An 18,173-nucleotide genomic window follows, 5' to 3' on the forward strand; every position below is an offset into this window, starting at 1 on the left:
CCGCAACCAAGGGAGGCAAGACATGTCCGAATGGGTGGACGCGTGCGCCGTCGACGACGTGGAGGAGGAAGACCTGATCCGCTTCGACCACGACGGAAAGACCTTCGCCATCTATCGCAGCCCGGATGACGATTTCTTCGCCACGGATGGGATCTGCACGCACGAGCATGCGCTTCTCGCAGATGGGCTGGTGATGGACTACATCATCGAGTGCCCGAAGCATAACGGCCGCTTCGACTACCGCACGGGCGAGGCCAAGGGCGCCCCGGTCTGCGTCAACCTGAAGACCTATCCCGTCAAGGTCGAGGACGGCCGCGTCTTCATCGACGTGGCGTGAACGCGATGAGCGACATCCTCATCATCGGCGCCGGCGAATGCGGCGTGCGCGCCGCCTTCGCGCTGCGCGAGGCGGGGCACGAGGGCGGTATCGCGCTCATTGGCGCGGAGCCCCACCTGCCCTACGAGCGCCCGCCCCTTTCCAAGACCGCGCCGACGGCGCCGAAGATCATCGCCGAGGAGGCAGGCTACGTGGAGGCCGGAATCGCACTGATGCGCTGCAGCCGCGTGGAGAGCATCAACCGCGCGGAACGGCGTGTGCGGCTTTCAGACGGCAGCGCCCTCCCCTATAAAAAGCTCCTGATCGCCACCGGGGCGCGGGCGCGCCGCTTTCCGGGCATGGAGGCGGCACGCACCTTGCGCAGCCTCGATGACGCGCGCGGCATTCTTGACGCGCTCGGACCGGGCCTCAGGCTCGCCATCATCGGCGGCGGCTTCATCGGCCTCGAGCTTGCCGCCACCGCGCGCAAGCTGGGCACCGAGGTCACCCTGGTGGAGGCGGCGGAGCGGCTGATGGCGCGCATCGTGCCGGCGGAGATCGCCGAAGCGATGGCCGGGCGACACAGGGCGGAGGGTGCCCGACTGATCCTCGGTACGGGTGTGGCCGAGGTGCGCACCAACGGCATCACCCTTGCCGACGGGCGTATTATCGAGGCGGATATGGTGGTGGCCGGCGTCGGCGCGGAGCCGGAGACGCGGCTTGCCGCTGAGGCCGGGCTCGAGGTCGCCAACGGCATCGTCGTCGACGGTCGGCTCGCCACCAGCGATCCTCACATCTTCGCCGCCGGCGACTGCTGCTCCTTCCCATTCAACGGCGCGCGCGTGCGGTTGGAAAGCTGGCGCTGTGCGCAGGACCAGGGCGCGCATGCCGCCCGCGCCATGCTCGGCTGCGAGGAGGCCTACGCCCGCGTGCCGTGGTTCTGGTCGGATCAGTACGACCTGACTTTGCAGGTGGCGGGGCTGCCCGATCCATCGCTCGGCCATGTCCGCCGCGATCTCGGCGGCGGCGCCTTCATCCTGTTCCAGCGCGACGATGCCGGCCGCCTCGTCTCGGCCAGCGGGGTGGGGAGCGGCAATGCCGTCGCCAAGGACATCAGGCTTGCCGAGATGATCATGGAAAAGGGCCTCAGGCCGGACCCCACGCAGCTGAAGGACCCGGCGGTCAATTTGAAAACGGTTTTGAAAGGGGTGCCGGCATGAAGAGGCCGAACAGAAAGACCATTGCCGACTTGCGCGCGCTGCGCGGCCGGCGCCAGCTCGCCATGCTGCGCGTGGAAACGTTGGAAGAGGCCGAGGCCGCCGAGCGGGCGGAGATCGACATGGTGTCGGTGCCGCCTTCCCTGATGCTCGACCCCGCCTTCCGGGATGCCGCGCCCACGGTCTTCGCCGTCCCCGGCGACAACTTCTTCGAGATCGGCACGGCAGAGGATTTCATCCGTTGGGCCTTCCGCCTCTATAAGGCGGGAGCGGACGCGGTCTACTGCTCGGCCGGCACGGAGACCGTACGTCGGCTCGCCGGGGAAGGCATTCCCGTGTGCGGCCATGTCGGTCTCATCCCCTCCAAGGCCACATGGACGGGTGGCTTCAAGGCTGTGGGCAAGACGTTCGAGACGGCCCAGCTCGTCTGGAAGCAGGTCAAGGCGCTGGAGGAGGCCGGAGCGTTTGCGGCGGAGATCGAGGTGGTGCCGGAGGCGATCGCCAGCGAGATTTCCAGGCGCACCAGCCTCTTCATGATCTCGATGGGCGCCGGCGCCGGCTGCGATGCGCAGTACCTCTTCTCCGACGATGTGCTGGGCGCCAATAGGGGCCACGTGCCGCGGCATGCCAGGACCTACCGCAACTTCGCCGCCGAGTACGCCCGCCTGCAGGCGGAGCGCATCGGCGCCTATCGCGAGTTCGCCGACGATGTGCGCTCAGGCACCTACCCGCAGGCCGGGCACAAGGTCGAGGCGGACGGGGAGACGGTTTCCCGCTTCCGCGATTGGCTGGAGGCGCAATAGGGGATAAATACCCTGAACCCTCATCTTCCAGCACCTGCCGAGACCAGCCCATGAGCGAAAATACCTTCGACATCAATCTCTCCTGCGAGGACCGTCCGGGCATCGTCGCCGCGGTGACCACGGAGCTTGCCGCCCTCGGCGCCAACATCGCCGAGTCCAACCAGTTCTGGGACCGGCAGACCAACCGCTTCTTCATGCGCATCTCGTTTACCGCGCCCGATGGCGTGGACCGTGATGCGATTGCCCGCGCGCTGGAGCCGGCCGTCGCCCGCTTCGACATGAAGACGGCGCTCGCCAATCGCTCGCGGCAACCGAAGATCGTCATCATGGTCTCGAAATTCGACCACGCGCTTCTCCACCTCCTCTACCAGATCCGCGTGGGCTGGCTAGACGCCGAGGTGGTTGCCATCGTCTCCAACCACGAGGATTCGCGGGCGACGGCGGAGGCGGAGGGCATCCCCTATCACCACTGGCCCGTGACCAGGGAGAACAAGGCCGAGCAGGAGGAAAGGTTGCTTGCGCTGGTGAAGGAGACGGGCGCCGACCTCGTCATCCTCGCCCGCTATATGCAGGTGCTCTCCAACGCGCTATCGAACCGGCTCTTCGGCAAGATCATCAACATCCACCACTCCTTCCTGCCGAGCTTCAAGGGGGCGAAGCCCTACCACCAGGCGTACGAGCGCGGGGTGAAGCTCATCGGCGCCACGGCGCACTACGTGACGCCGGACCTCGACGAGGGGCCGATCATCGAGCAGGAGACGGAACGGGTGACGCATGCCATGAGCGCGGAGGATTTCGTGGCGGCGGGGCGGGATATCGAAAGCCGGGTGCTGGCGCGGGCGGTGAAGCTGCACCTGGAAAGCCGGGTGATGCTCAACGGGCACAAGACGGTGGTGTTTTCGAAGGGTTGAGGAGGCGGAACCCTCTCTCTTGCAAATTCTAAGGACTTGGCTTCGCCAAGCCCAAGAATTCGCTTTCTCCCCCACCAGGGGGAGAAAACACGGGCATCAACCTTGCCTCCAATCGCCAACGTTCGCGGTCTGCTGAAGCGTTGACGCCGCAAGAGAGGGGGCTTTCCCCTCTACCCAATCTCGATCTCGCACCAGTGCCGATACGGCCGCTCCGGCGTTACCACCGGGCTTGGAAAATGCGGATTGTTGATGGCATCGGGAAAATTCTGGTCTTCCAGACAAAGCCCCCCGAAGCGCGGATAGCGCCGCCCGCCGAGACCGGGAACCGCCACGTTCATCTTATCCCCGGTATAGACCTGCAGTCCCGGCTGGTCCGTCTTCAAGGTTAGTGTCAGCGAGCCGTCCGGTGCGGTCGCCACCGCCGCCGGTGCGGAAAGGTCGCGGCCGGTATCGAGCACGAGGTTGTTGTCGTAGGCGATCGGCTCTCCCGCCTCGTCGCTCAGACGCCGCGGCTTGCGGAAATCGAGATGCGTGCCGGTAACGGGCCGGATCTCACCGGTCGGGATCAGCCCTTCCCCCGGCACCGTGTAGGCGCTGGCGGGGGCCTGCAGCGTGTGGCTGCCGACGTTCCCCTCGCCCATCAGGTTGAAGTAGTTGTGCTGGACGATGTTGACCGGAGTCGGCGCGTCGGTCTCGGCGGAAAACTCCACGCGCAGGCAATTGCCGGAAAGCCGGTAGGTTACGGCGATGTCGAGCGTGCCCGGATAGCCCATCTGGCCGTCGGGGCTTGAAAGCGACAGGCGCACCGCCTCCTTACCCAGCGGCTCCATATCCCAGACCTGCCTGCCGATGCCTTTCGGCCCGCCATGCAGGTGGTTCGGCCCCTCGTTTGCCGGCAGCCGGTATTCCTTCCCGTTCAGCGTGAAGCACGAGCCGCCGATGCGGTTTGCGACGCGGCCGGCGATGGCGCCGAAATAGGGGCTGTGGTCGGGATAGTCCTCGAAGCGGTCGAAACCCAGCAACACGGAACGCATGCCGCCCTCAACCGGCACCCGCCAGTCGCGGATGACCGCGCCATAGCCGATGACGGCGATGCTGACCCCCGTCTCGCTTTCAAGCGTCGCTTCGAGCACGTCGCGCCCCTCGAACGTGCCGATCTTCTTCAATTCGTCCGTCATGATCTCTCTACTCCAGTGAATTTTTAGACCAGTTCATCGTTTCATGGGATCGATGAACTGGTCTAACTCCTTGTTTTGCCGCAATTCCGGACAGAAAACCGGTTTCCACTTTTCCTGGAATTGCGCTAGAACGGCTCGGCCGGTCCGGAACTCTCGCGGGCCACCAGTTCCACCGGCAGCACCTCCTCCACAGCGGGCGCGGCGGCCTTGCCGTTGCCGATGCGCTCGATGAGCAGCTTGGCGGCCTCGGCGCCGATGTCGTTGCGCGGCTGGTGGATCGTTGTCAGCGACGGGATGAAGCGGCGGGCGATGTCGATGTCGTCGAAGCCGACCACCGACACGTCCTGCGGCACCGAATAGCCCTCCATGCTCAGCTCCGAGATGAAGCCGCAGGCCATCTGGTCGCTGGCACAGAAGACGGCTGTCGGCCGCTCCTGAAGCGCCAGCCATGCCCGCGCCGCCTCGGCCCCCGACTGGAGCGAGAAGTCGCCGTCGAAGAACCACTCGGGAACGATCCGAAGGTCGAGATCCTCGAGGGCCGCGCGCGTGCCCTTGAGCCGCGCGCTCGTCAGCACATTGCCCTGCGGCCCTAGCACATGGCCGATGCGGCGGTGGCCGTGGCCGTGGAGATGGCGGACGGCCATGGCCGCGCCGGCGGCGTTGTCGATCACCACCTTGGAGAAGAGGCCGCCGGCCATCCATTCGCAGGCGAAGACGATCGGCGGCAGGCCGTTGGAACCGTCCAGCCGCTCCAGAAGCGCGCGCGGCAGCGAGCCATCAAGCGAGATCAGGCCGTCGGCGCGCGTGTTGTGGAGGTAGGTGAAGAGCTGCCCTTCCTCGGCATGCGGCTGCTTGGTGTCGACGATCAGTACGGAAAAGCCCGCCGGAGCCGCCACGTGCTCGATGCCGGCCAGGATACGCGAGAAGAAGGGATTGCCGAGATCTGGCACCATGACGACGATGGCGCCGGTGCGCCGCCGCCTCAGATTGCGCGCCGTCAGGTTGATCTGGTAGCCGGTGCGGCGGACGGCATCGAAGACCGCCTCGCGCGTCGCCTCGGAGACTACGGAAGGGGTGCTGATCGCCCGGCTGACGGTCGCGGTCGACACGCCCGCAAGCCGGGCCACATCCTGGATATTTGGTGTTTTTCTTTCCAATTTCCCTATTTCATCCGAATCACGAAAAAAATAATCTGTTCACGTGGGAAAAAGGGTTGACACCCTTGCTGCTGCAAATCAAGCTAACATGTAATCGATTACAAAGCGCAGGATCAAGCGATTTTAATCGATTATATCGGCGTGGAGGCCGATATGTATGGTTTTCGGGTCCGGCCCTGGACATCCGAACGGGAGGAAAAGAAATGAAATCTTTCAAAGCATTGCTGACCGCATCCACATTCCTGGGCGCCGCCACCGCCGCGTCCGCCGTCGATCTTGAAGTCACCCACTGGTGGACGTCCGGCGGCGAGGCCGCGGCCGTTGCCGAGTTCGCCAAGGCCTTTGACGCCACAGGCAACAAATGGGTGGACGGCGCCATCGCCGGCGGCGGCAGCACGGCCCGGCCGATCATGATCAGCCGCATTACCGGCGGCGATCCGATGGCGGCGACGCAGTTCAACCATGGCCGGCAGGCAGAGGAACTGGTCGAGGCGGGTCTCGTGCGCGACCTGACCGACCTTGCCGAAGCCGAGGGCTGGGCCGACGTGATCGCCGCGCCGTCGCTGCTCGAGAGCTGCACGCTCGACGGCAAGATCTATTGCGTGCCGGTCAATATCCACTCCTGGCAGTGGCTCTGGCTGTCCAACAAGGCGTTCGAGGATGCAGGGATCCCGGTTCCGACCAACTGGGACGAATTCGTCGCCGCAGCGCCGAAGCTGCGCGAGGCGGGCAAGGTCCCGCTGGCGATGGGCGGACAGCCCTGGCAGCGGTCGGGTGCCTTCAACGTGTTCATGAACGCGCTGGGCGGCAAGGAACTGACCCTCAAGGTCTACGAGGAGAAGGATGCCGAGGTCGCCGCGGGGCCGGAAGTGGCCAAGATATTCGCCGCCGCTGCCCAGGCCCGGGAGATGGCCGAGGGCTCCAACGTGCAGGACTGGAACCAGGCCACGAACATGGTGATCACCGATCAGGCCGGCGGCCAGATCATGGGCGACTGGGCGCAGGGCGAATTCCAGGTCGCCGGCGAGGTCGCGGGCGAAGACTACACCTGCCTGCCCGGGCTCGGGGTCAACGAGATCATCTCGACCGACGGCGACGCGTTCTACTTCCCGGTTCTCGATGACGAGGAGCAGAGCAAGGCGCAGGAAGCGCTGGCCTCCTCCATGTTCAACGCCGAGACGCAGGTTGCCTTCAACCTCAAGAAGGGTTCGCTGCCGATCCGCTCGGATGTCGATATCAACGCAGCCAACGACTGCATGAAAAAGGGTCTGACGATCCTTGCCGAAGGCGGCGTCGTCACCTCGGTCAACCAGCTCGTCAGCCCCGACACCAACACGCAGATCGAAGGGCTGATGACCGAGTTCTTCAGCGACAAGAGCATCACCCCCGAGGACGCGCAGGCGCGTTTCGCCGAGATCATCGCCAGCGCCGACTGAAGACGCGGTGACCAGGCTGGCCGCCGGACACGCTCCGGCGGTCGTCCAAACAATCGGCACACCGGGGGAGACGTCGCATGCCGTCCGCACGTCCGAGTCAACTTTTCCGGAACCTCAACGCGAAGATCGCATCGATCCCGATGATCCTGACCGCCGTCGTGGTCTTCCTCGGCGGCACGATCTGGACCGTCGTTTACTCCTTCACCAATTCCAAGCTCTTGCCGCGCATGCGCTGGGTGGGCTTCGACCAGTACGAGCGGCTCTGGAGTACCAACCGCTGGCTGATCTCGATCGAGAATCTGATGATTTTCGGCGTCCTGGTGCTGATCTTCAGTCTGGTCATCGGCTTCCTGCTCGCGGCACTGCTCGACCAGAAGATCCGCTTCGAGGATACCTTCCGAACAATCTTCCTCTACCCTTTCGCGCTCTCCTTCATCGTCACGGGGCTCGTCTGGCAGTGGCTCTTGAACCCCGATTTCGGGATCCAGAGCGTCGTCCGCAGCCTTGGCTTCGAAGGCTTCAACTTCGATCCCCTCTACAACGCCGACATTGTCATCTACGGCATTCTGATCGCCGCGCTCTGGCAGGGCACCGGCCTCGTCATGTGCCTGATGCTCGCGGGGCTACGCGGCATTGACGAGGACATCTGGAAGGCTGCCCGCGTCGACGGGATTCCCATCTGGAAGACCTACCTCTTCATCGTCATCCCGATGATGCGCCCGGTCTTCATCACGACCCTGGTGATTATCACGAGCGGCATCGTAAAGGTCTACGACCTCGTGGTCGCCCAGACCGGCGGTGGCCCCGGCATCGCCTCGGAGGTGCCCGCGAAATACGTCTACGACATGATGTTCCTCAGCCAGAATCTCGGCCAGGGCTTTGCCGCCTCAACGATGATGCTCTTGACCGTCATCATCGTCATTGTGCCCTGGGCCTATCTCGAATTCGGCGGAAAGGGGAAGCGTCATGGCTGAAGCGGGTTTGATCGATCATACCGATGCAGCCGCCGGTATCCGCTCCCGGGCGCTGGAAGGGCCGCGTGGCGCCCGCCCGCGCCGCGTGCTTTCTCGCCGCAACATCATTCTTTACGGCACGCTTTTTGTCGTCGCGGTCTACTATCTGCTGCCGCTTTACGTGATGATCGTCACGTCCTTGAAAGGCATGCCGGAAATCCGCCTTGGCAATGTCTTCTCACCGCCTGTGGAGATCACCTTCGAGCCGTGGGTGAAAGCCTGGGCGACCGCCTGCACCGGGCTCAACTGCGACGGCCTGTCGCGCGGCTTCTGGAACTCGGTCAGGATCACCATTCCATCTGTTGTCCTGTCTATCGCCATCGCCTCGGTGAACGGATATGCGCTGGCCAATTGGCGCTTCAAGGGCGCAAATCTCTTCTTCACCATCCTTATCGTCGGCGCATTCATCCCCTATCAGGTGATGCTCTATCCGATCGTCATCATCCTGCGCGAGATGGGCATTTACGGCACGCTGACCGGTCTCGTTCTTGTCCATTCGATTTTCGGCATGCCGATCCTGACGCTGCTGTTCCGCAACTATTTCACTTCGGTGCCTGAAGAGTTGTTCAAGGCCGCGCGCGTCGATGGGGCCGGCTTCTGGGGCATCTACTTCAAGATCATGCTGCCGATGAGCCTGCCGATCTTCGTCGTCGCCATGATTTTGCAAGTGACCGGCATCTGGAACGACTTCCTGTTCGGTGTGGTCTACACCAAACCGGATATCTATCCGATGACTGTTCAACTCAACAACATCGTCAACTCCGTCCAGGGGGTTAAGGAGTACAACGTGAATATGGCGGCCACTCTCCTGACGGGGCTTGTCCCCCTGGTCGTCTATTTCGTCTCCGGAAAACTGTTTGTGCGCGGCATCGCTGCCGGCGCCGTGAAGGGATAAGCCATGGCCAGTGTCTCGGTTAGGAATCTCGACCTCAGCTTCGGCGACGTGAAGGTTCTGCAGAACTTGAATCTCGACATCGAGAAGGGCGAGTTCCTGGTGCTCCTCGGCTCGTCGGGCTGCGGCAAGTCCACGCTGCTCAACTGCATCGCCGGCCTTCTCGACATCACCGACGGGCAGATCTTCATCAGCGAGCACAACGTCACCTGGGAGCAGCCGAAGGACCGCGGCATCGGCATGGTATTCCAGTCCTACGCGCTCTACCCGCAGATGACGGTGGAGGGGAACCTCGCCTTCGGCCTGAAAAACGCCCGTGTGCCGAAGGACGAGATCAAGAAACGCATCGCCCGCGCCGCCCAACTCCTGCACATCGAGCCGCTCTTGAAGCGCAAGCCCGCACAGCTTTCGGGCGGTCAGCGCCAGCGTGTGGCCATCGGCCGGGCGCTGGTGCGCGATGTGGACGTCTTCCTCTTCGACGAACCGTTGTCGAACCTCGACGCCAAGCTAAGGGCCGAACTCCGCGTGGAGATCAAGCGCCTGCACCAACAGCTCGAGAACACCACCATGATCTATGTCACGCACGACCAGATCGAGGCCATGACGCTCGCCGACCGCATCGCCATCATGCGCGCCGGCGCCATTCAGCAGCTCGCCGATCCCGCCACCATCTACAACAAGCCCTACAACAAATACGTCGCCGGCTTCATCGGCTCGCCCAGCATCAATTTCTTCGACGGCACACTGGAGGCGGCGAGCGATCCTGTCTTCGAGGCGGGCGAGACGAAGATCGACCTTTCCCGCTATGCCTTCTCCGGCAACGGCCCCAAGCCCGGTCCGGTCACCTTCGGCATCCGGCCGGAGCACATTTTCATGGACAAGGCTGCAGTTGACGAGCCCTTCAGGGCCGACGTGGAGGTCGACGTCGTCGAGCCCATGGGCGCCGACACGCTTGTGTGGTCGAAGCTCAACGGCCACGAACTGCGCTTCCGCGTCGATGGCCAGACGCCGCTGAGGAAAGGCGATCGGGTGAAGGTCGGCTTCGATCCGGCGCGGGCGTCCATCTTCGACGCCGAGACGGAAATGCGGCTTTGAGGAGAGTTTCGATGGGACTGCCCATAGCCAGAGAGGCCGGCGCCCCTTCGCGCCCCCCTCTGCCCTGCCGGGCATCTCCCCCGCGAGGGGGGAGATTGCGCCGGCCACTTTCGACAGCGCTTCTCCTGCAACGTCGCCGATTGGCGAAAGTCGTCGTGAAGGCCGATCTCCCCACGCGTGGGGGAGATGTCCGGCAGGACAGAGGGGGGCGCGAAAGGGCGCCGACCTCTCCATCTAGCACCTCCCAAGCCCCAACCTCCGGAGAACCCCATGACCAGTTTTTCCTACCAGCTGTATTCCTCCCGCGAATTCCCGCCCCTTTCCGACACACTTAAGATGCTCAAGTCCCTGGGCTACGCCCAGGTCGAAGGCTACGGCGGTGTCTACGGCGACATCCCTGCCCTCAAGTCGGCACTCTCCGAGACGGGCCTCGTCATGGCGTCCGGCCATTTCGGGCTCGACATGCTGGAGAACGAGCCGGACAAGGCGATCGAGATCGCCCGCGCGGTGGGCATGAAGGCCGCCTACTGCCCGTTTCTCGCCCCCGACCAGCGCCCCGCGGACGCCGCCGGCTATGCCCGCTTGGGCGAGCGGCTGCAGAAGGCGGGTGAGCCGCTGGTGAAGGCCGGCCTCCTCTTCGGCTGGCACAACCACGACTTTGAGTTCCGGGCGCTGCCGGACGGCGGCATTCCCCAAGCTGAGATATTCAAGGGCGGGCCGGACCTTTCCTGGGAGGCCGACATCGCCTGGATCGTGCGCGGCGGCGCCGACCCGCTCGCCTGGATCGACAGCCATGGCGACCGCATCTCGGCCGTCCACGTCAAGGACATCGCGCCAGCGGGCGAGAATGCCGACGAGGACGGCTGGGCCGATGTCGGCACGGGCACCATGGACTGGAAAGCGATCATGGACGCCGTGCGGCAGAAGACCAAGGCCGGGCTCTTCATCATGGAACACGACAAGCCGAGCGACCACGAGCGCTTCGCGCGCCGATCGATCGAGAACGCGAGCAAGTTTTGAAGCGGTAGAAGGTGCATTTGAATTGCTGGTGGGATGGGGCCGTTCAGGCATGGATCCCACCAGCGGTCAAGTCAAAGAGGTATTGAGCATGTCCAAGAAACTAGGAGTAGGCGTCATCGGCTGCGGCAACATCTCCGCGGCCTATATGCGGCTTTCGCCGCTCTTCCGCGGCATCGAAATCCGCGCCTGCGCCGACATGAACGCGGAGGCCGCGCGCCTGCGCGCCGAGGAGTTCAACCTGCGCCAGGAGACGGTGGATGGGTTGCTTCAAGCCGACGACATTGACATCGTCGTCAACCTGACGATCCCCGCCGCGCACTACGAGGTGTCGAGGAAAGCGATCGAGGCGGGCAAGCACGTCTATTCGGAAAAGCCCTTCGTGCTCTCCGTGGAGGAAGGCAAGGCGCTGGCCACGCTGGCCACCGAAAAAGGCGTGCGCGTGGGCTCTGCCCCCGACACCTTCCTGGGCGGCGCGCATCAGCTTGCCCGTCACCTCATCGACACGGGGGCCATCGGCAAGGTCGTCAGCGGCACCTGCCATGTGATGAGCCACGGGATGGAGCACTGGCATCCCAACCCGGATTTTTTCTTCAAGCCCGGCGCCGGTCCCGTGCTCGACATCGGTCCCTACTACATCACCAACCTGATCCAGCTCATCGGGCCGGTGAAGCGCGTTGCGGCGCTGGCCTCCATCCCGACAAAGGAACGCGTCATCCTGTCGGAGCCGCGCAAGGGCGAGAAGATCAGCGTTGAGACGCCCACCACGATCCATGCCATCATGGAATTTGCGAGCGGCGCCATCGTCACGCTGGGCGCGAGCTGGGACGTCTGGCATCATAAGCACACGAATATGGAGCTTTACGGCGAGAAGAGCTCGCTGCATGTTCCTGATCCCAACTTCTTCGGCGGCGACCTTGTCGTCACCGACGAGGTGGAAATCGTCGACGAGCCGCAATGGGAGCACCCGCTGGGCATCGCCAACCAGGAAGGCAAGGACGGCAGGGGACTGGCCAACTATCGCGCCGCCGGCCTTGCAGACATGGCCATCGGCATCCTGGAAGGCCGCCCGCACCGATGCTCGCTGGATATGTCGCTTCACGCCATCGACGTGATGACGTCCATCCTGAAGTCCGGCGAGACCGGCGGCTTCGTCGACCTGACGACGACCTGCGAACGGCCCGCCGCCCTCGATGCCGAGGCGGCGCGCGCATTGCTGGCGGAAAAGGAGTTTGCATGAGCTGGCAGCCAGCCGAGAACCGTTACGAGAAAATGCACTACCGGCGTTGCGGCCGATCCGGGCTGAAGCTGCCGGCGATCTCGCTCGGGCTTTGGCACAATTTCGGCCACGACCGTCCGCATGGGTTGAAGCAGGCGATCTGCCGCAAGGCGTTCGATCTGGGGATCACCCATTTCGACCTCGCCAACAATTACGGCCCTCCGCCCGGCACGGCGGAGGAGGCCTTCGGCCAGATTCTGCGTGAAGATTTCGCCGGCTACCGTGACCAGCTCATCATCTCCTCCAAGGCCGGCTACGGCATGTGGCCCGGTCCTTACGGGGAATGGGGCAGCCGCAAATATCTGGTGGCGAGCTGCGACCAGAGCCTCAAGCGGCTTGGCCTCGACTATGTCGACATCTTCTATTCCCACCGCTTCGATCCGGACACGCCGCTCGAGGAGACCATGATGGCGCTCGACCACATCGTGCGCTCGGGCCGCGCGCTCTACGCCGGCATCTCCTCCTACAATTCTGAGCGCACGCGCGAGGCCGCCGCCATCCTCAAGGAGCTCGGCACACCCTGCCTCATCCACCAGCCGAGCTACTCCATGATCAACCGCTGGGTGGAGGAGGACAAGCTGCTCGACACGCTGGATGATCTCGGCATCGGCTCCATCGTCTTCTCGCCGCTGGCGCAAGGCATGCTGACGGACAAGTATCTCGGCGGCATCCCCGAGGAGAGCCGCGCCGCGCAGGGCAAATCCTTGAGGCAGGAGTTTCTCAACGAGAAGACCATCGCCAATATCGGCGCGCTCAACGATATCGCCAAGCGCCGCGGCCAGACTTTGGCGCAAATGGCGCTGGCCTGGGTCTTGCGCGGCGGCCGCGTCACCTCGGCACTCATCGGCGCCAGCCGGCCCGAGCAGGTGGAAGACTGCGTGCGCGCGCTCGACAACGCGGATTTCACGCAAGAGGAACTGGCCGAGATCGACAAATACGCCCGCGAGGCCGACATCAACCTGTGGGCGGCGTCGGCCGAGCGGAAGGGGCCGGCGCGGAAATGAGGGGGCTTCGAAGGGCGCAAACATCCGCGTCACCCCTCCCCTCAAGGGGGAGCAGGCCACGCCGCGCCTTCAAGACACCGCCGTCTCAAGCGAGGAGCCCCGCCACCCATGATCGTCAACCCCATCCTCCCCGGCTTCAATCCCGACCCGTCCATCTGCCGCGTGGGCGAGGACTACTACATTGCCACCTCGACCTTCGAGTGGTATCCCGGCGTTCAGATCCACCATTCCCGCGATCTCGTGAACTGGCGCCTCGTCAAGCGCCCGCTGGCGCGCGCCAGCCAGCTCGACATGCGCGGCAATCCCGACTCCGGCGGCATCTGGGCGCCGTGCCTTTCCTATGCGGACGGGTTGTTCTGGCTGGTCTATACGGACGTCAAGCGCCTCGACGGCAACTTCAAGGATGCGCACAACTACATCGTCACCGCGCCCGTGATCGAGGGGCCGTGGTCCGACCCCGTCTACGTCAACTCTTCCGGCTTCGATCCATCGCTGTTCCACGACGACGATGGGCGCAAATGGTTCCTCAACATGGTGTGGAACCACCGCTCCAACTCTGTCGGCGGCAGCCCGAAGCACCCCGCCTTCGCCGGCATTCTCCTGCAAGAGTTCGATGCCAAGGCGGGCAAGCTCGTCGGCGAGGTCAAGAACGTCTTCGCCGGCAGCGAACACGGCCTCGTCGAAGGCCCGCACCTCTTCAAGCGCGACGGCTGGTACTACATGACGGTGGCCGAGGGCGGCACCGGCTACGGCCACGCCGTCACCATGGCGCGCTCGCGCAAGATCTACGGTCCTTACGAGCTGCATCCGGACACCCATCTCTTCACCTCCAAGGACGCGCCGGACGCTGAATTGCAGCGCTCCGGCCACGGCCAGGTGGTGGAGACCCCGGACGGGGCGGTCTATCACACACATCTGTGCTCGCGCCCGCTTCCCGGCATTCGCCGTTCCCCGCTCGGCCGCGAGACGGCGATCCAGAAATGCGTGTGGAAGGAGGATGGCTGGCTCTATCCGCAGAGCGGGAACCCGGTGCCGGAGGTGCGCGTTCCCGCCCCCTTCGATGTCGAACCGTCGCCACCGAAGGCGGTCGAACGCGTCTTCAACGGCGACAGCCTGCCGGACGAGTTCCAGTGGCTGCGCACGCCGCAGCCCGAGCGCATCTTCACCCTCACCGGCACCGCGCTCAGGCTTATCGGCCGAGAATCCATCGGCAGCTGGTTCGAGCAGGCGCTGGTCGCCCGCCGGCAGGAACATTGGCGCTACCGCGCGGAAACGCAGCTCGACTTCCGCCCGACCACCTACCAGCAGGCCGCCGGCCTCACCGCCTATTACAACCGCCACAAATTCCATTTCCTTGGCCTAACCTGGCATGAGACGGCCGGCCGCTCGCTCACCATCCTGAGCTGCCCCGGCGAATGGCCGGACGGGCGTCTCAAATTCCCGCTGCAAGCGCCGATCCCGCTGCCGGCGGAAGGGCCGGTGAGCCTTGCCGCCGAGGTGAAGGAAGCGGAGCTGCAGTTCTTCTACAAAACCGGCGGCGACTGGCAGGCCGTGGGCCCTGTGCTCGACGCCAGCGTGATCTCCGACGAGGGTGGGCGCGGCGAGCACGCCTCGTTCACCGGCGCCTTTGTCGGCATGGTGTGCTTCGATACGAGTGGCAGCGCGCTTCCCGCCGACTTCACCCGCTTCACCTATGTTCCGGAGCCTGGCTGATGGCTAGTTTTCTGGAGGTCTACGATTGCCGGACCAGGCAGAGTGATGTCTTATACAAGACAGAAGACATGATCGAAGCGCCGAACTGGTCACCCGACGGCCGCTTCCTCGTCTTCAACGGCGGCGGCCTTCTCCACCGGCTCGATATCGCCGAGGACGCCGCGCCGCGGCGGATCGATACCGGCTTCGCCATCAACTGCAACAACGACCACGGTATTTCGCCCGACGGCACCATGCTCGCCATCAGCGACAAGACGGAGACTGGTGTTTCCTGCATCTACACACTGCCCATCGAGGGCGGTGCACCCCGACGCGTGACGGAGCAGGTGCCCTCCTGGTGGCACGGCTGGTCGCCCGACGGAAAGCGCCTTGCCTACACGGCCAAACGCGGCGAGGCCTTCGACATCTACACGATCGGCGTCGAGGGCGGGGCCGAGACCCGGCTGACCGACGGTAGAGGCCATAATGACGGCCCCGACTACGCGCCCGACGGCGAGTGGATATGGTTCAATTCGAGCCGCAGCGGCACAATGCAGCTCTGGCGCGTCCGCACTGACGGCAGCAGACTGGAGCAGATGACCGACGACGAGCGGGTGAACTGGTTTCCCCATCCCGCGCCCGACGGCCGCACGGTGCTCTATCTGTCTTATGGGCCGGGCGTCGAAGGCCATCCGCGCGACCACGATGTGGAGCTACGGCTGATGGACGCCGAGGGCGGCAATTGCCGCACCGTGGTCGAGCTCTTCGGCGGGCAGGGCTCGATCAACGTGCCCTGCTGGGCGCCCGATGCGGGTGCCTTTGCCTATACTCGCTATTCGCGCGACAGCGCATCTTAGAAGGGAGGTTGAAATGCCTAAGACGATAAAGGGACCAGCGATCTTTCTGGCGCAGTTCGCAGGCGAGGAGGCACCGTTCAACACGCTGCCGAACATCGCCCGCTGGGCGGCCGGCCACGGCTACAAGGGCATCCAGATTCCGAGTTGGGACGGCCGCCTATTCGACGTGAAAAAGGCAGCTGAATCAAAAGACTACTGTGACGAAGTGAAAGGCATCTGCGCTGAAGCCGGTGTCGAGATCACCGAGCTTTCGACGCATTTGCAGGGTCAGCTCGTCGCCGTCCATCCGGCATACGACATCCCCTTCGACGGCTTTGCGCCGGAAAGCGTCCACAACAATCCCAAGGCCCGCCAGGAATGGGCCGTGGAGCAGATGAAGTTCGGGGCAAAAGCCTCGCGGAATCTGGGGCTCGACGTGAGCGTTTCCTTTAGCGGCGCGCTCGCCTTCCCCTATCTCTATCCCTGGCCGCAGCGCCCGGAAGGGCTGATCGACGAGGCCTTCGGCGAGCTTGCCCGCCGCTGGAAGCCGATCCTCGAGGCCTATGAGGATTCCGGCGTCAACGTGGCCTACGAGCTGCATCCGGGCGAGGACCTGTTCGACGGCGCCACCTTCGAGATGTTTCTGGAGAAGGTCGGCGGCCACAAGCGCTGCATGATCAACTACGATCCTTCGCACTTCCTGCTGCAGCAGCTCGACTACCTCGCCTTCATCGACATCTACCACGAGCGCATCTCCGCCTTCCACGTGAAGGATGCCGAGTTCAATCCAGACGGGCGCCAGGGCGTCTATTCGGGCTATCAGGGCTGGGTGAACCGCGCCGGCCGCTTCCGCTCACTCGGCGACGGGCAGGTGGATTTCGTCGGCATCTTCTCGAAGCTCGCCCAGTACGACTACGACTCCTGGGCGGTGCTGGAGTGGGAGTGTGCGCTGAAGCATCCCGAGCAGGGGGCGGCGGAAGGCGCACCGTTCATCGCCGACCACATCATCCAAGTCACCGAGAAGGCGTTCGACGATTTCGCCGGCGGTGAAACCGACCGCGGCAAGCTCAGGAAGATGCTCGGCATTTCGCAATAAGGGAGGCAGACATGGTATCCGCATCCGCAAGTACATCCGCCGCAAGCCCGGTGCGCCTCGGCATGGTGGGCGGCGGACAGGGCGCTTTCATCGGCGCCGTCCACCGCATGGCCGCCCGGCTCGACGGGCACTACACGCTCGTCGCCGGCGCGCTATCGTCCGATCCCGAACGGGCGAAGGCGTCGGCCGCCGAGTTGGGCCTCGATCCGGAGCGCTCCTACGGCAGCTTCGAGGAGATGGCGCAAAAGGAGGCGGCGCGCGAGGACGGTATCGAGGCCGTCAGCATCGTCACGCCCAACCACATGCACTATCCGGCGGCGAAGGTTTTCCTGGAGGCCGGCATCCACGTCATCTGCGACAAGCCGCTGACGTCGAGCCTCGAGGACGCCAAGGCGCTGGTGCAGGCAGTGGAGAAGAGCGGCAAGCTCTTCGTGCTCACCCACAACTACTCCGGCTATCCGATGATCCGCCAGGCGCGGCAGATGGTAAGCGAGGGCACGCTCGGCGAGATCGTGCTGGTACAGGCGGAATATCCGCAGGACTGGCTGGCCGAGCCTATCGAGGAGACGGGCCAGAAGCAGGCCTCATGGCGCACCGACCCGGCGCGCTCCGGCGCCGGTGGGGCCATCGGCGATATCGGCACCCATGCCTATCAGCTCGCCACTTTCGTGACGGGCCTGAAGGCGGAGAGCGTGGCCGCCGACCTCGACAGCTTCGTCTCGGGCCGACGGCTCGACGACAACGCCCATGTCATGCTGCGCTTCGGCGCCAAGGACGGACGGCCGGCCAAGGGGACGATCTGGGTCAGCCAGGTGGCGCCCGGCAACGAGAACGGGCTGAAGCTCAGGGTCTACGGCACCAAGGGCGGGCTCGAATGGGTGCAAGCCGACCCGAACTACCTCTGGTACACGCCGCTGGGCGAGCCGAAGCGGCTGATCACGCGCGGCGGCGCCGGGGCGAACGAGGCGGCGGCCGGTGTCACCCGCATCCCGGGCGGCCACCCGGAGGGTTATCTGGAAGCTTTCGCCACGCTCTATACGGAAGCCGCGGGCGCAATCCGCAGCTTGCGGGGCGGCGGCGTGGCGCCCAGGGACCTGGTGCTGCCGACGGTGGAGGACGGGCTGGAGGGCATGCGCTTCATCCATGCCTGTGTTGCCTCATCGCAGGCGGACGCGGCCTGGACGCGGCTCGACGCGGTTTAGGGCTGGGTAGGCTCGCAGACGGAGATAGG

Annotated in this window: 17 protein-coding genes; 15 read left to right on the forward strand and 2 right to left on the reverse strand. The window is 64.5% G+C overall.

The genetic code is table 11. The features are described 5' to 3' along the window. The first annotated feature begins 22 nt into the window (after positions 1 to 22). From GM910_RS13425 to purU, 4 genes are read left to right on the forward strand one after another with little or no spacing between them, the layout of a single operon-like run. Complete coding sequence (locus GM910_RS13425; protein WP_159588066.1) at positions 23 to 337, forward strand: MocE family 2Fe-2S type ferredoxin; 315 nt, start codon at positions 23 to 25, stop codon at positions 335 to 337. 5 nt (positions 338 to 342) lie between these two features. Continuing rightward, the gene (locus tag GM910_RS13430; protein ID WP_159588067.1) at positions 343 to 1,536 is read left to right on the forward strand and encodes an NAD(P)/FAD-dependent oxidoreductase; all 1,194 of its coding nucleotides are present in this window, start codon (positions 343 to 345) and stop codon (positions 1,534 to 1,536) included. Beyond that, a complete protein-coding gene (locus GM910_RS13435) occupies positions 1,533 to 2,336 on the forward strand; it encodes a 3-methyl-2-oxobutanoate hydroxymethyltransferase (protein ID WP_159588068.1) in 804 nt (267 codons plus the stop codon). Before GM910_RS13430 ends, GM910_RS13435 begins: the two co-directional genes overlap by 4 nt. A 50-nt stretch (positions 2,337 to 2,386) precedes the next feature. After that, the gene (gene purU / locus GM910_RS13440) at positions 2,387 to 3,247 is read left to right on the forward strand and encodes a formyltetrahydrofolate deformylase (RefSeq protein ID WP_159588069.1); all 861 of its coding nucleotides are present in this window, start codon (positions 2,387 to 2,389) and stop codon (positions 3,245 to 3,247) included. A 170-nt stretch (positions 3,248 to 3,417) separates the two neighbouring features. Here the strand turns inward: purU and GM910_RS13445 are convergent, their stop codons facing one another. Continuing rightward, a complete protein-coding gene (locus GM910_RS13445) occupies positions 3,418 to 4,425 on the reverse strand; it encodes an aldose epimerase family protein (protein ID WP_159588070.1) in 1,008 nt (335 codons plus the stop codon). Between the two features lie 125 nt (positions 4,426 to 4,550). Continuing rightward, positions 4,551 to 5,582, reverse strand: a complete 1,032-nt coding sequence (locus tag GM910_RS13450) for a LacI family DNA-binding transcriptional regulator (RefSeq protein ID WP_159588071.1) — start codon at positions 5,580 to 5,582, stop codon at positions 4,551 to 4,553. A 203-nt stretch (positions 5,583 to 5,785) separates the two neighbouring features. Here GM910_RS13450 and GM910_RS13455 point away from each other — a divergent pair, with 203 nt between their 5' ends. The 11 genes from GM910_RS13455 (at position 5,786) to GM910_RS13505 (ending at position 18,144) form a co-directional block, all read left to right on the forward strand. After that, a complete protein-coding gene (locus GM910_RS13455) occupies positions 5,786 to 7,018 on the forward strand; it encodes an ABC transporter substrate-binding protein (RefSeq protein ID WP_159588072.1) in 1,233 nt (410 codons plus the stop codon). A 77-nt stretch (positions 7,019 to 7,095) separates the two neighbouring features. Then, a complete protein-coding gene (locus tag GM910_RS13460; protein WP_159588073.1) occupies positions 7,096 to 7,992 on the forward strand; it encodes a carbohydrate ABC transporter permease in 897 nt (298 codons plus the stop codon). Beyond that, positions 7,985 to 8,926, forward strand: coding sequence for a carbohydrate ABC transporter permease (locus tag GM910_RS13465; RefSeq protein ID WP_159588074.1), 942 nt, complete (start codon positions 7,985 to 7,987; stop codon positions 8,924 to 8,926). Before GM910_RS13460 ends, GM910_RS13465 begins: the two co-directional genes overlap by 8 nt. A 3-nt stretch (positions 8,927 to 8,929) precedes the next feature. Continuing rightward, positions 8,930 to 10,018, forward strand: a complete 1,089-nt coding sequence (locus GM910_RS13470; RefSeq protein WP_159588075.1) for an ABC transporter ATP-binding protein — start codon at positions 8,930 to 8,932, stop codon at positions 10,016 to 10,018. A gap of 270 nt (positions 10,019 to 10,288) precedes the next feature. Then, a complete protein-coding gene (locus GM910_RS13475; protein WP_159588076.1) occupies positions 10,289 to 11,038 on the forward strand; it encodes a sugar phosphate isomerase/epimerase family protein in 750 nt (249 codons plus the stop codon). Between the two features lie 88 nt (positions 11,039 to 11,126). Further along, the gene (locus GM910_RS13480; protein ID WP_159588077.1) at positions 11,127 to 12,275 is read left to right on the forward strand and encodes a Gfo/Idh/MocA family protein; all 1,149 of its coding nucleotides are present in this window, start codon (positions 11,127 to 11,129) and stop codon (positions 12,273 to 12,275) included. Next, the gene (mgrA, locus tag GM910_RS13485; RefSeq protein WP_159588078.1) at positions 12,272 to 13,318 is read left to right on the forward strand and encodes an L-glyceraldehyde 3-phosphate reductase; all 1,047 of its coding nucleotides are present in this window, start codon (positions 12,272 to 12,274) and stop codon (positions 13,316 to 13,318) included. The genes GM910_RS13480 and mgrA overlap by 4 nt, the downstream gene beginning before the upstream one ends. Before the next feature lie 108 nt (positions 13,319 to 13,426). Then, complete coding sequence (locus GM910_RS13490) at positions 13,427 to 15,031, forward strand: glycoside hydrolase family 43 protein (RefSeq protein ID WP_159588079.1); 1,605 nt, start codon at positions 13,427 to 13,429, stop codon at positions 15,029 to 15,031. Continuing rightward, a complete protein-coding gene (locus GM910_RS13495; protein ID WP_159588080.1) occupies positions 15,031 to 15,867 on the forward strand; it encodes a TolB family protein in 837 nt (278 codons plus the stop codon). The genes GM910_RS13490 and GM910_RS13495 overlap by 1 nt, the downstream gene beginning before the upstream one ends. A 13-nt stretch (positions 15,868 to 15,880) precedes the next feature. Next, a complete protein-coding gene (locus tag GM910_RS13500) occupies positions 15,881 to 16,942 on the forward strand; it encodes a sugar phosphate isomerase/epimerase family protein (RefSeq protein ID WP_159588081.1) in 1,062 nt (353 codons plus the stop codon). Between the two features lie 11 nt (positions 16,943 to 16,953). Further along, positions 16,954 to 18,144: a Gfo/Idh/MocA family protein gene (locus GM910_RS13505; protein ID WP_159588082.1), complete on the forward strand. Its 1,191-nt coding sequence runs from the start codon at positions 16,954 to 16,956 to the stop codon at positions 18,142 to 18,144. Positions 18,145 to 18,173: the final 29 nt, after the last annotated feature.

The organism is Chelativorans xinjiangensis, from assembly GCF_009812055.1.
Classification (GTDB): Bacteria; Pseudomonadota; Alphaproteobacteria; order Rhizobiales; family Rhizobiaceae; genus Chelativorans; species Chelativorans xinjiangense.